A 13,961-nucleotide genomic window follows, 5' to 3' on the forward strand; every position below is an offset into this window, starting at 1 on the left:
TGTTAGCCCAAGCCGCCCTAGTGTGACACACGCTCGGGATGCAGAGCGGCTGGATCATGTTCAGGATCATGATCGAGGTTAAGGATTGAGTCGGCCATGAAAGCAGAACGGCGCCGCGGCGAGCGTGTCACCTTCGAACGCGGCATTCCCGCGCACATGATGGGGATCGATGGCACGTGGCGGCGCGACTGCACCATGGAAGACGTTTCCGAGACGGGCGCCAAACTGACGGTCGAGGGCTCCGTGGAGGGCCTGCACCTGAAGGAGTTCTTCCTGCTGCTGTCATCGACCGGGCTTGCCTATCGCCGCTGCGAATTGTCCTGGGTCAACGGCGATCAGATCGGGGTCAATTTCCTCAAGCAAGGCGACAAGAAGAAGGCGGGCAAGCGCGGCTCGCAACCCGCCGAGGTCTGAAAACTGCTGTTTTGCAGCATGATCCGGAAAAGTGGAGACCGGTTTTCCGAAAAGATCATGCTCAAACAAAGAGATGAGATCATGATCCCGATTTTGTCGAATCGGATCATGATCCAGGACGTTTTCTTTCCCGTCGCACGGGCGTCATGTCCGGCGACTATCGCGTCGACCTTATGCGCGCCCCAAATCGGCGTGATAGGATAGCGCGCGTCACGATTTGAACGGTTCGAGAGCCCGGAAGAATGTCCGTCACCCCCCGTAGAGCCATGGTCCTCGCCGCCGGTCTCGGCCTGCGCATGCGGCCTTTGACCGACCATATGCCGAAGCCGCTGGTAAGCGTGGCGGGCCAGCCGCTGCTCGATCATGTCCTGGACAAGCTTGCCGCTGCCGGCGTGAGCGAGGCCGTGGTCAACGTGCACTATCTGCCCGACCAGATCATCGAGCACGTCAAGACGCGGAAGCAGCCGCGCGTGATCATCTCGGACGAGCGTGACAACGTGCTGGGCACCGGCGGCGCGGTCGTGAAGGCGTTGCCGCTGCTCGGGCGTGAGCCGTTCTTCCACGTCAACGCCGACACCATGTGGATCGACGGCGTGCGGCCGAACCTGGCGCGGCTCGCGGAGACCTTCGATCCTGCGAAAATGGATATTCTGCTGCTGATGGCGCCAACCGCGAGCAGCATCGGCTATGGCGGCCGCGGCGACTATTCCATGCTGCCGGACGGCGCCTTGCGCAAGCGGCGGGAACAGCAGGTGGTGCCGTTCGTCTATGCCGGCGCCGCCATCATGTCGCCGTCGATCTTTGCCGACGCCCCCGCAGGCGAGTTCTCGCTGACCAGGCTGTTCGACCGCGCCAACGAGCAGGAACGGCTGTTCGGGCTCAGGCTCGACGGTGTCTGGATGCATGTCGGAACCCCCGACGCCGTGCAAGCCGCGGAAGAAGCGTTTTTGGAAAGCGTGGCCTAGGCTAAGCCAACCCCAGCAATCGTCATGCCCCGCGCAGGCGGGGCATCCAGTACGCCGCAGCCTCTCGACTTATTCACTGGTGTCTGTGGAATACTGGCTCACTCGCCTTCGCGGGTGATGACCGGTGAACGGCGGTTCGACCGCGCGGCGATGGCCGCCTATATTATTGCCTGATTCCGAATCAGGCTCCTCATGCGCGTTTTCAGCGTCCCCCTCTCCGTCCCGTTCCTGCGTACCGTCATCGCCGCGCTGGTTGACGGTCGCCTGGTCAGGGGATTCGACGCGCGCGGCAATCCCGAACGGCTGGCTGACGCGACGCTCTATCTGCCGACCCGGCGCGCGGGCCGGCTTGCGCGGGAGATGTTCCTCGATGTCCTGGACACGGATGCCGCTGTGCTGCCGCGCATCATTGCGCTTGGCGACATCGACGAGGATGAACTCGCTTTCGCGGAAGAGGCGGAACAATTCAGCGGCGCAGCGCCGCTGGAGATTCCGCCCAAGCTTGGCGAGCTCGAGCGGCGGCTGACATTGGCGAGGCTGGTCGCGGCCTGGGCCAAGAGCCCGGTGACCGCGCCGCAGGTGGTCGGCGGCCCCGCATCGACGCTGCAGCTCGCCGGCGATCTCGCGCGGCTGATGGACGACATGGTGACGCGCGGCGTCGAGTGGAGCGCGCTCGACAGGCTGGTGCCCGATCAGCTTGACCAATATTGGCAGCATTCGCTGGATTTCCTGCGGATCGCGCGCGTGGCTTGGCCAGCCTATCTCGCCGAGGTCGGCCGTATCGAGCCGGCGGCGCGGCGCGACCTCTTGATCTCGGCCGAAACCGCGCGACTGACCGCACAATCCGATGGTCCCGTGATCGCGGCGGGCTCGACCGGTTCGATGCCGACGACCGCCAAGTTTCTCCACGCGGTAGCCAAGCTGCCGCACGGCGCGGTCGTGCTGCCCGGGCTCGATACCGATCTTGATGAAGAGTCCTGGGAGACGATCGGCGGCATGCGCGATGCCAAGGGCAAATTCACCACGCCGCCCGCATCGAACCATCCGCAATTCGCCATGCACGCGCTGCTCGATCGCTTCGCGATCAAGCGCGACGAGGTGGAGATTCTGGGCGCGCCGGCACCACGCGGGCGCGAGATGCTGATGTCGGAAACGATGCGGCCGTCCAGTGCCACGGCGCAATGGCACGACCGGCTGGAGCAGCCCGAGATCGCCGAGAAGATTTCCGCCGGCACGAACGGCATCGCCGTGGTGGAGGCGCCGAATCCGGAGATGGAAGCGCTCGCCATCGCCATTGCCATGCGCGAGGCGAGGCATCTCAATAAATCCGCCGCACTGGTCACGCCGGACCGCGCGTTGGCGCGGCGGGTGATGGCGGCACTGACGCGCTGGAATCTCGAATTCGACGATTCCGGCGGTGAAGCGCTGATGGACACGCCATCGGGCGTTTTCGCCCGCCTCACCGCGGAAGCCGCGACCAAGGGATTGGAGCCACCGACGCTGCTCGCGCTCTTGAAACATCCGCTGTTCCGGCTCGGCGCCGCGCCGGGCGCCTACCTTCGCGCGACCGAAGTCGTGGAGCTGGCGCTCTTGCGCGGCACGCGGCCGCAAGCCGGCAGCGAAGGCCTTGCCCGCGACTTCGAACGCTTCCGCAGCGAACTCGCCAAGCTGCGCCGCGGCGAGACCTCATCGCTTCATGCCCTCGAACAACGGACCCGGCTCCGCGACGTCGAGCTCGACCAGGCGCAGTCGCTGATATCAAAGCTGAGGGCCGCGCTTGCACCGCTTGAAAGTCTCAGCGCATCCAAGCCGTACGATTTTGCCGAGTTGGCGCTCCGTCATCGCGAGGCTCTCACCGCGTTGTCCTGCGATCAGCACGGCATCGCCGTCGCCTTCGAAGAGCAGGCCGGTTCCGTGCTCGCATCCGCGTTCGATGATCTCGTGGGCGCCAAGAAGCTGAGCGGCGTGATGGTCCCGCTCTCCGATTATCCCGACGTCTTCCAGACTGCGTTTGCCGACCGCATGGTGCGTCGCCCGGAATCGCCGCGCGCGCAACTGCACATCTTCGGCCAGCTCGAAGCGCGACTGACGGAAACCGATCGCGTGATCCTCGGCGGGCTCGTGGAAGGCGTCTGGCCGCCGGCGCCGCGGATCGATCCCTGGCTCAGCCGGCCGATGCGGCACGAGCTCGGGCTCGACCTGCCGGAACGGCGTATCGGCCTTTCCGCCCACGACTTTGCGCAACTGCTCGGCACTGACGATGTGATCCTCACCCACTCGGCCAAGGTCGGCGGCGCGCCGGCGGTGGCCTCGCGCTTCCTGCACCGGTTTGAGGCGGTCGCGGGCGAGGCGCGCTGGAAGGCTGCGAAAGCAGCGGGCGAGACATACGTCCATTACGCCGCCGAGCTCGACCGGCCGGACAAGGTCGAGCCGATCGCACAGCCCGCGCCGAAGCCGCCGCTTGCGACCAGGCCGCTCAAGATGTCGGTGACCGCGATCGAGGACTGGCTGCGCGATCCCTATACGATCTACGCAAGATATATCCTGCGGCTCGATCCGCTCGATCCCGTCGACATGCCGCTGTCGGCGGCCGATCGCGGCTCGGCAATCCACGCGGCGCTCGGCGAATTCACGCAAAGCTTCGCCGCCGCGCTGCCGGACGATCCGCTTCGCGCCCTGCGCGAGATCGGCGGCAAGCATTTTGCGCCGTTGATGGAGCGGCCGGAAGCACGGGCGCTGTGGTGGCCGCGCTTCCAGCGCATCGCGGCATGGTTTGCCGAATGGGAGACCGCGCGGCGCGGCGCTATCGCGGCGATCAATGCCGAGATCCGTGGCGAGATCGGCATCCCCCTCGACAATGCGCGCACCTTCACGCTTTCGGCGCGCGCCGACCGGATCGAGCACCACGATGACGGCTCTTTTGCGATCCTCGACTACAAGACCGGGCAGCCGCCGACAGGCAAGCAGGTACGCATGGGGCTGTCGCCGCAGCTCACGCTGGAAGCCGCGATCCTGCGCGAGGGCGGCTTTGAGGGAATTCCGGCCGGTGCATCCGTCGGCGAGCTCACCTATGTCAGGCTCAGCGGCAACAACCCGCCGGGCGAGCAGCGGACCTTGGAATTGAAGATCAGACCAGGCGATACGCCGCAATCGCCCGACGATGCCGCCGACCACGCGCGGAAGGAGCTGGAAAAACTGATCCGTCAATTCGAGGACGAGAACCAGGCCTACACCTCGCTGAATCTCTCGATGTGGGCCAACCGCTACGGCACCTATGACGACCTCGCCCGCATCAAGGAATGGTCCGCGGCCGGCGGCCTGGGAGTAGAGGAATGGTGAAAGCGCCGCGCCCCATTCCCGACGCGGTGCGCGCCACGCAGGCGCGCGCGTCCGATCCCAAGGCGTCCGCGTTCGTGTCCGCCAATGCCGGTTCAGGCAAGACCCATGTGCTGGTGCAGCGCGTGATCCGGCTGTTGCTGGAGGGCACACCGCCGGAAAAGATCCTCTGCATCACCTTCACCAAGGCGGCCGCGGCCAACATGGCCGAGCGGGTGTTCTCCACGCTCGGCCATTGGGTCACCCTCGACGATACGGCGCTGGACGCAGCGATCCGTGAAGCCGGCATTGCCCATCCCAATGTGAGGCTCCGACGGGAAGCGCGAAAGCTGTTCGCCTGCGCGCTGGAGACGCCGGGCGGGCTGAAGGTGCAGACCATCCACGCGCTTTGCACTCGCCTGCTGCAGCAATTCCCGTTCGAGGCCAATGTGCCGGCGCGGTTCGCCGTGCTCGACGAGCGCGACCAGAACGAGATGATGGAGCGCGCCAATCTCGCGGTGCTGCTGGAAGCCTCGCGCAATCCCGATAGCGCCACCGGGCGTGCGTTGATGGTGGCGATGGCGAGCGCGGCCGACGTCACCTTCAAGGACGTGGTGCGCGAAGCCTGCCTCAGCCGCGATCATTTCATGGCCTGGACCGATGCCGCGGGCAGCGCGGTGGCCGCCGCCGGCCAGATGTCGGCAGCACTTGGCGTCGCCGCTGATGATTCGATCGAGGACGTCGAGCGCGCGATCCTGGATGGTCCCTATCTGCCACGCGCGCGCTGGGAGGACATTGCGCTCGTCCTCGACACCGGCAACAAGTCCGACCAGGACCAGGCGTCACGCCTGCGTGAGGCGCTGGTCTTCACCGGCAGCGCGCAGGTCGATGCCTATCTTGGCGTCTTCCTTACCGACGCCGACCGCACGCCGCGCAAGTCGGTGGTGACGAAGAAATTCTTCGACAACAATCCCGCCATCGGTCGGCTGTTCGAAGCAGAAAGCCAGCGCATCCATCCGCTGATCGAGCGCCGCCGCGCCGTAACGATCCGCGACCGCACCGAGGCGCTGCTGCATATCGCGACTGCGGCGGCCGCGAACTACCGCCGCGAAAAGCTGGAGCGCGGGCTGCTCGACTATGACGACCTCATCGACAAGACGCTCGAGATGCTCGACCGCGTCTCCTCGGGTTGGGTGCACTACAAGCTCGACCGCGGCGTCGATCATGTGCTGATCGACGAGGCGCAGGATACCAGTCCCAAGCAATGGGACATCGTCGCGCACATCATCTCCGAATTCACCTCCGGCGCCGGCGCGCGCGACGGTGTGGTCCGCACCGTGTTCGCGGTCGGCGACGAGAAGCAGTCGATTTTCTCGTTCCAGGGCGCGGCCCCGCATGAATTCGATCTGCGCCGCCGGGAGCTGAAGAAGAAGTTCGAGGATGCCGGGCTGAAATTCGATCCTGTTTCCTTCACCTATTCGTTCCGTTCCGGGCCGGCGATCCTGCAATCGGTCGACCACGTGTTCCGTGAGCAGGAGATCTATCGCAGCATCCATGCGGTCAAGAACGGCTATCCGCTCCACAATGCGCTCGCCGACGCCGGTCCCAGCATGATCGAACTCTGGGAGCTCGCGGAAGCCGACGACAGGCAGGACATCGAGGGCTGGCGCGCGCCGTTCGACGGCGTCTCCGTCACCAGCCCCGAAGTGAAGCTAGCGAAGCGCATCCAGGCCGAGATCAGGCGACTGGTGGAAAGCGGCACCATGACTGGCAGCCGCGGCAACCGCCGGCCGCTCGCCTACGGCGATGTGCTGGTGCTGGTGCGAAGACGCGGCAACGCGTTTGACGCCGTGATCCAGGCGCTGAAACACGCCAATATCCCGGTCGCCGGCGCCGACCGGCTGAAATTGACCGAGCACATCGCGATCATCGATTTGATGAACCTCGCGGACGCGCTGCTGCTGCCGCAGGACGATCTGGCACTGGCGGTCGCGCTGAAGAGCCCGCTGTTCGGCCTCGACGACGACGATCTGTTCAAGCTGGCCTGGGAGCGCAAGGGATCGCTGCGCCACGCGCTGGCGCTGCATGCGGCGACCGATGAGCGCCTCGCGGGCGCGCTGAAACGGCTCGAACGATGCGAGCGGCGCTTTGCGGACTCTACGCCGTTCGCCTTCTATGCCTGGCTGCTTGGCGGCGAAGGCGGGCGGGCGCGCATCCTGCGTCGCCTTGGCCATGAGGCCAATGATGCCCTCGACGAATTCCTTGAGCTTGCGCTGGCCTATGAGCGCAAGGCACCCAGCTCGCTGCAGGGCTTTGTGGCCTGGCTGCGTGCCGCCGACACCGAGGTGAAGCGCGACATGGAGATTTCGCGCGACGAGGTGCGCGTGATGACCGTGCACGGCGCCAAGGGGCTGGAAGCCTCCGTCGTGTTCCTGGTGGACACCACCACCTCGCCCGCGGACACGCAACGGCTGCGGCTGATCCATCTGCCACAGGGCAACAGCGCGCCGCACGGGCCCGGCGTCGTGGTCTGGGCCGGCCGCAAGGCCGAAGATCCCGGTCCCGTCGCCAAGGCACGCGAGGCGATGCTGGAGGAGACGGAAGACGAATATCGCCGCCTGCTGTACGTCGCGATGACCCGGGCCGCCGATCGATTGATCGTTGGCGGCTGCCTGCCCGGCAACATGAAGAAGGTCCGGACCTCCTCCTGGTATGACCTGATCGACAAGGGCCTCGCCAATTCCGACCTCAGCTTGCAGGAGATCGAGACCCCGGCGGGCCTGGTGAAGCGTTATTTCCGGCCCGATGATGCCGATGCGACGACCGGCGTCACGGTGTCGGGGGCGCCGCAGCCGATCGAACTGCCGTCCTGGCTGCAGCGGCCGGCGCCGACTGAACTCGCCGCCGACAGCCGGCTGCGGCCATCCGACCCCAGCGACGACAGCCGCCGCGTCCGGAGCGGCGAGCAGCTCGTGCTGCGTGCCCGCGCCATCCAGCGCGGCACGCTGGTGCACCGGCTGTTGCAGTCGCTGCCGGATATCGCACCCGAGCGCCGACGCGGTGCGGCGCTGGCCTATCTCGAACGCAATGCCGAGGATTGGACCGCCGAGGAGCGCGCGGCGCTGGCCGAAAGCGTGCTGGCCTTGATCGGCGATCCGCGTTTTGCCGCGGTGTTCGCCGCCGGAAGCCGGGCGGAAGTCTCCATTGTCGGCCGGCTCGAACGGCTCGGACAATCGCCGGCGCTGGTATCCGGCCAGATCGACCGGCTGGTGGTGACGCCGAACGACATCCTGATCGTCGATTTCAAGACCAACCACGCCCCGCCGAAAACTGCGGCCGAGGCCCCAAGGGGCTACATCCGGCAGCTCGCGCTCTACCGGGCCGTGCTGCGCAAGCTTTATCCCGGACGTCCTGTCCGTGCCGCCCTGCTCTGGACCGAAAGTACTGAAATGATGGAGATTTCTGCCTCCTCGCTGGACAGGGAGCTGGCATCCCATCATGCTGGCGTGACCGAGCTTGACCCGGCAGGGGTGCGTTCATAAGTTTGTCGTACGATTCCGGCGCGACTCAAATCCCGCCTTTTTCTTCCAACCGAACGAGGTACCCCATGGCCGTTGGCAAGGTTTCTGACGCCAATTTCGAAGCCGAAGTGCTCAACGCGACCGGACCTGTCGTGGTCGATTTCTGGGCCGAATGGTGCGGCCCCTGCCGCATGATCGCGCCCGCGCTGGACGAGATCGCGGGCTCGATGGGCGACAAGGTCAAGATCGTGAAGCTCAACGTCGACGAGAGCCCGAAGACGGCTTCCAAATATGGCGTGATGTCGATCCCGACCCTGATGATCTTCAAGGGCGGCGAGATGGCCTCGCGCCAGGTCGGCGCGGCGCCGAAGGCGAAGCTGCAGCAGTGGATTTCCGCTGCGGTCTGATCCGTCTCCTTAGAATAATTTTCGACAACGGCCGGCGGATAGCCGGCCGTTTGCGTTGAGGGGGGTGTGTTGCGTTTGAGCATGATCCGGAAAAGTGGAAACCGGTTTTCCGAAAAGATCATGCTCAAACAAAAGGATCTAAAGGCCCTCGCCCGTGCCGTCTCCCCGCCGAAAGACTGCTTCCAAATCCACCGCGCTGGTCGCGATGGAGGCCCGTTCGGTCGATGCGATCCCGCGCGGCGACGAGTGGCAATATGAACCGAAATGGGACGGCTTCCGCTGCCTGGTCGCGCGTCAGGGCGAAAACGTCGACCTGCGCTCCAAGTCCGGCGAAAATCTCGGCCGTTATTTCCCGGAGCTGATCGCCGCCGCGCTCGAGTTGAAGGCGACTTCGTTCCTGCTCGACGGCGAAATTGTCGTGCCGCATGGCAAGACGTTCTCGTTCGACGATCTGCTGCAGCGGATTCATCCCGCTGCCAGCCGCATCAAGAAGCTGGCGCACGAAACCCCGGCGCTGTTCATCGCCTTCGACCTGCTCGCGACGGCCACAGAGAAGAAGCTTTCCGCCGAGCCGTTGAGCCAACGACGGCCAACGCTCGAAACCTTCGCCAAAGCGCACTTCAAGTCCACTCCAACATTTCGGCTATCGCCCGTCACCACAAGCTACGCCACGGCGGTGAAGTGGCTGAAGCAATCGGGCGGCGGGTTTGACGGTGTGATCGCCAAGCGCATCGACCTGCCCTATCAGGCCGGCAACCGCGAGGGCATGCAGAAGATCAAGAAATTCCGCAGCGCCGATTGCGTCGTCGGCGGCTTTCGCTACGCGAGCAACAAGATCGACGGCCGGAACGTCGTCGGCTCGCTCCTGCTCGGCCTCTATGACGATGACGGCCTGTTGCACCATGTCGGCTTCACCTCGGCCATCAAGCGCGAGGAGAAGCTGGCGTTGACGTCAAAACTGGAGACGCTGATCGCAAAGCCCGGCTTCACCGGGAATGCGCCTGGTGGCCCGAGCCGCTGGTCGACCGACCGCTCCGCGCAATGGTGTCCGCTGAAGCCGAAACTGGTGATCGAGGTCTGCTACGATCATTTCAGCGGCGAGCGCTTCCGCCACGGCACCTCGATCCTGCGCTGGCGCCCGGATAAGGCGCCGCGGCAATGCACCTTCGAGCAGTTGAAGCAGACGGCCGTCGATCCGATGAAGCTGTTGAAGGCGCAGGAATCGTAGCCCGGATGAAGCGCAGCGCAATCCGGGGCTTTCCGCACGTGGACAGACTTCCCCCGGACTACGCTCCGCTCCATCCGGGCTACGGCATCGTGCTAGCGGATCCACCCCGTCGCCAGCGCCGATGCCAGTTCCAACTGGCCATTCTCGCGCGCCAGCGCGGCCATGGCGTCGTGATCGTAGGGCACATGGCGGAACGTCACCCGCCAGGCACCGTCGGCTAATTCCAGGATCGCGTAGCGCGCGTCGGGCGTGCCCGCCTCCACGACATGCTTGTACGGATGGACGTCGCGATAGCCAGGAGAACCGACGCTGCCAGGATTGACGATCAGGCGGCCGTCACGAAGCCGCACCGCACGCGCGAGATGGCTGTGGCCGCAGAGCATGAGCGGCTGGCTGATGCCGCCGGCAGCTTGCTCGATCGTCTCCAGCGATGCCATCCGCACCGTGCCATCAGGCCGCACTGTCTCCAGCCAATAGACTTCATCGTCGGCAGGCGTCGCATGGCAGAGAAAGACCTGATCACGGAACACCCGTGTCGGCGGCACGGTACGCAGCCAGTCGAGATGGCTTTGATCGAGTTGCGCGTACGCCGGCCGGTCCCACGAGCCCATCTTCTCCGGCGGCCGATCGATGAGATAGCGATCGTGATTGCCAAGTACGTGAACGGCACCGAGCGCCATCAGCGTGTCCATCGTCCGCCGCGCGTCCAGCGGACCGCTCGCCATGTCGCCGAGATTGACGATATCGGCAATCCCCTGCGCGCGGATATCAGCAACCACAGCTTCCAGCGCCAGATAGTTGCCGTGCACGTCGGCGATGGCGGCAAAGCGCAGCGTCATGCCGGCGGCGTGCCGTTCACGTCGAGCACATGGCCGGCGAGATAGAGCGAGCCGGTGATCAGGATGCGCGGCGGCACCTCGTAAGCAAGCTGCGAAAGCGCATGCAGCGCGGCCTCCACGCTCGCTGCGATCTCGACGCGCATGCCGAACGCGCGCGCCGCATCCGCCAGCCGCTCCGGCGGCATCGCGCCCGCACGGCCCGGAATCTCGACCGCGATGATGTGGCGCGTCAGACCGGCGAAATTGGCCAGGAAGCCGGACGCATCCTTGTTCGCCATCATGCCGGCGATCACCACCAGCGGACGCGACACGCGCTCTTCGAGATCGCCGACCGCAGTGGCCGCCACGCGCCCGCCTTCGGCATTGTGTCCGCCATCGAGCCAGATCTCGGAGCCCGGCGGCGCCAGATTGAGCAGCGCGCCCGACGCCAGACGCTGCATTCGCGCCGGCCACTCGGCATTGACGATACCGGCCTCGAACGAGGCGATCCCGATCTTGAACGCGTCGATCGCACGCAGCGTCGCGATCGCCAGCCCCGCATTGTCGAACTGGTGACGGCCGAACAGTTTTGGCGCTGCCAGATCCATCAGGCCGCGGTCATCCTGATAGACCAGCCGGCCGCGCTCGACCCCGACATGCCATTGCTGTCCGGCCACGTGCAGCGGCGCCCGTCGGCGCGCCGCCTGAGCCTCGACGACGGTCATCGCATCAGGCGACTGCTCGGCACAGATCACCGGCACGCCGCCCTTGATGATCGCGGCCTTCTCGCCTGCGATCGCGGTCAGCGTGTCGCCGAGGAATTCGGTGTGATCCATGCTGATCGGCGCGATGACGGAGGCGAGCGGCGTCTCAATCACATTGGTCGAATCCAGCCTGCCGCCGAGACCGACCTCCAGCAGCGTGACGTCGGCCGCATGCTGGGCGAACAGGCAGAACGCCGCCGCGGTCTCGATCTCGAAGATCGTGATCGGCTGGCCGTCGTTGACGCGTTCGCAATGTTCGAGCACCGCGCGCAACTCGTCGTCGCCGACCAGCGCGCCGCCGCCGGCGCGGCCAAGGCGATAGCATTCGTTCAGTCGCACCAGATAGGGCGAGGTGAAGACATGCACACGCAAGCCGGCCGCTTCCAGGATCGCACGCAAATAGGCGATCGTGGAGCCCTTGCCGTTGGTGCCGGCAACATGGATCACCGGCGGCAGCTTGCGCTCGGGATGATCGAGCCGCGCGAGCAGGGCGTGCATGCGATCGAGGCTAAGGTCGATCGTCTTCGGATGCAACGCCGACAGGCGCGCAACCAACTCGCCGAGCGGCGGCGATGGCTGGGCGGCCGGTACGCTCACGCGTGCGGCGCTGCCGGCACGGTTTCTGGTGCCGAGACGATCTGGGTGGGTGCCGTGACCTCCGGCGCAGGTTTCGAGGGCACCTGCAGCGGCGGCGATTTGGTGAGCAGGCGGCACAGCCGTGCCAGCGTCGCGCGCATGTCGTGGCGATGCACGACCATATCGACCATGCCGTGGTCGCGCAGATATTCGGCGCGCTGGAATCCGTCCGGCAGTTTCTCGCGGATGGTCTGCTCGATCACGCGCGCGCCGGCAAAGCCGATCAGCGCGCCGGGCTCGGCGATATGCACGTCTCCCAGCATCGCATAGGAGGCGGTGACGCCGCCGGTGGTCGGATTGGTCAGTACGACGATGTAGGGCTGCTTGGCTTCGCGCAACATCTGCACGCCCACGGTCGTGCGCGGCATCTGCATCAGCGACAGAATGCCTTCCTGCATCCGCGCGCCGCCCGAGGCGGCGAACACGATGAAGGGCGACTTCTTCTCGACCGCGAGCTCGAGCCCGCGCACCATCGCCTCCCCGGCAGCCATGCCGAGCGAGCCGCCCATGAAGTCGAAATCCTGCACCGCGATCACGACGCCCGCGCCCTCGAGCTTGCCGTATCCGACCTTGATCGCGTCATTGAGACTGGTCTTGGCCCGCGCATCCTTGATGCGGTCGACATATTTGCGCTCGTCGCGGAACTTCAGCGGATCGGGTGTTACGTCCGGCAGCGCCACGTCGAACCAGGTCTCATTGTCGAAGATCGACTTCAGCCGCGCCACCGCGCCCATGCGCATGTGGTAATTCGAACCGGGGATGACGAACTGGTTGGCCTCGACGTCCTTGTAGAACACGAGCTGCCCGGAATCCGGGCACTTGATCCAAAGGTTCTCCGGCGTCTCGCGCCGCAGGATGCTGCGGATCTTCGGCCGGACGACATTGGTGAGCCAGTTCATGCTTCGCTCCGAAATGCGGTCGGTTCCGCATTGGCTGAATATATGGCGGGCCGGGTAACGCCCGGCAAGCCGCCTGCAACGACGATTGCAGCCTATTCGGCCGCTTGTTTGGCGCCCCGTACGCCCTGTGACAGCGCGGCGGCAAGGTCGGCCACGGCGGTCACAGTCTTGGCGGTAGCCCGCCCCTCCGCGTCGAGGCTGCCGCGCAAGGCATCGACCAGCGCGGTGCCGACCACCGCACCATTGGCGCTTTCGGCAATGGCCCGCGCGGCTTCCGGGGTGCGGATGCCGAAACCGACGCAGACCGGCAACTTGGTATGCCGCTTGATGCGCGCCACCGCTTCGCCGACCGCCGTAGCGTCCGCCGCCGCGGCACCGGTGATGCCGGTGATCGAGACATAATAGACAAAGCCCGAGGTGTTCGCGAGCACCGCCGGCAGGCGCTTGTCGTCGGTGGTCGGCGTCGCCAGGCGGATGAAATTGAGCCCGGCGTTCATCGCCGGCAGGCACAGCTCGGTGTCCTCCTCCGGCGGCAGGTCGACGATGATCAGGCCATCAACGCCCGCGGCCTTGGCATCGGCGAGGAACTTGTCGACGCCGTAGATGTAGATCGGGTTGTAATAGCCCATCAGCACCAGCGGCGTGGCGTTATCATCCTTGCGGAAGCTGCGCACCATTTCGAGCGTCTTCTTCAGCGTCATGCCGCCCTTGAGCGCGCGCAGCCCCGCTGCCTGGATCGACGGCCCATCCGCCATCGGATCGGTGAAGGGCATGCCGATCTCGATGATATCAGCACCGGCATTCGGCAGAGCCTTGAGGATGTCGAGCGATGTCGCAGGGTCGGGATCGCCGGCCATCACGAAGGTGACAAAAGCGGAGCGGCCCTGCTTCGCAAGCTCGGCAAAACGTGCATCGATACGGGTGGTCATGGCGCGGCATTCGCTGTGCTATACCTCTCCCCTCCGGGGAGAGGTCGGCTGCGCAGCAGCCGGGT

Annotated in this window: 10 protein-coding genes; 6 read left to right on the top strand and 4 right to left on the bottom strand. The window is 65.6% G+C overall.

Translation table 11 applies throughout. The features are described from left to right. Positions 1-96: 96 nt before the first annotated feature. The 6 genes from ACZIRK_RS11450 to ACZIRK_RS11475 all read left to right on the top strand — a co-directional run bounded on the left by ACZIRK_RS11450 (position 97) and on the right by ACZIRK_RS11475 (position 9,850). On the top strand, positions 97-414 hold the full coding sequence (locus ACZIRK_RS11450; RefSeq protein WP_463327374.1) for a PilZ domain-containing protein: 318 nt from the start codon (positions 97-99) through the stop codon (positions 412-414). Between the two features lie 242 nt (positions 415-656). Beyond that, positions 657-1,379: a nucleotidyltransferase family protein gene (locus ACZIRK_RS11455; protein WP_130226695.1), complete on the top strand. Its 723-nt coding sequence runs from the start codon at positions 657-659 to the stop codon at positions 1,377-1,379. 192 nt (positions 1,380-1,571) lie between these two features. Next, on the top strand, positions 1,572-4,718 hold the full coding sequence (gene addB / locus ACZIRK_RS11460; protein ID WP_130226696.1) for a double-strand break repair protein AddB: 3,147 nt from the start codon (positions 1,572-1,574) through the stop codon (positions 4,716-4,718). Continuing rightward, positions 4,712-8,236, top strand: coding sequence for a double-strand break repair helicase AddA (addA, locus tag ACZIRK_RS11465; protein ID WP_463327375.1), 3,525 nt, complete (start codon positions 4,712-4,714; stop codon positions 8,234-8,236). The genes addB and addA overlap by 7 nt, the downstream gene beginning before the upstream one ends. Before the next feature lie 65 nt (positions 8,237-8,301). Further along, positions 8,302-8,622: a thioredoxin gene (gene trxA, locus ACZIRK_RS11470; RefSeq protein WP_027580982.1), complete on the top strand. Its 321-nt coding sequence runs from the start codon at positions 8,302-8,304 to the stop codon at positions 8,620-8,622. Positions 8,623-8,827: 205 nt separating this feature from the next. After that, positions 8,828-9,850, top strand: coding sequence for an ATP-dependent DNA ligase (locus ACZIRK_RS11475; RefSeq protein WP_130226715.1), 1,023 nt, complete (start codon positions 8,828-8,830; stop codon positions 9,848-9,850). A gap of 92 nt (positions 9,851-9,942) precedes the next feature. Here ACZIRK_RS11475 and ACZIRK_RS11480 read toward each other — a convergent pair whose 3' ends face one another. From ACZIRK_RS11480 to trpA, 4 genes are all read right to left on the bottom strand, one after another. Continuing rightward, positions 9,943-10,683 (bottom strand): metallophosphoesterase family protein, encoded by a 741-nt coding sequence (locus ACZIRK_RS11480; protein ID WP_463327399.1) that lies wholly within the window; start codon positions 10,681-10,683, stop codon positions 9,943-9,945. Positions 10,684-10,685: 2 nt separating this feature from the next. Further along, entirely contained in the window at positions 10,686-12,029 is a 1,344-nt protein-coding gene (locus ACZIRK_RS11485) for a bifunctional folylpolyglutamate synthase/dihydrofolate synthase (protein WP_463327376.1), read from the bottom strand. Beyond that, positions 12,026-12,967, bottom strand: coding sequence for an acetyl-CoA carboxylase, carboxyltransferase subunit beta (accD, locus tag ACZIRK_RS11490; RefSeq protein WP_130226699.1), 942 nt, complete (start codon positions 12,965-12,967; stop codon positions 12,026-12,028). Before accD ends, ACZIRK_RS11485 begins: the two co-directional genes overlap by 4 nt. 92 nt (positions 12,968-13,059) lie before the next feature. Next, complete coding sequence (gene trpA, locus ACZIRK_RS11495; protein ID WP_130226700.1) at positions 13,060-13,896, bottom strand: tryptophan synthase subunit alpha; 837 nt, start codon at positions 13,894-13,896, stop codon at positions 13,060-13,062. Positions 13,897-13,961 lie beyond the last annotated feature (65 nt).

It is taken from the genome of Bradyrhizobium sp. Leo114 (genome assembly GCF_055229415.2).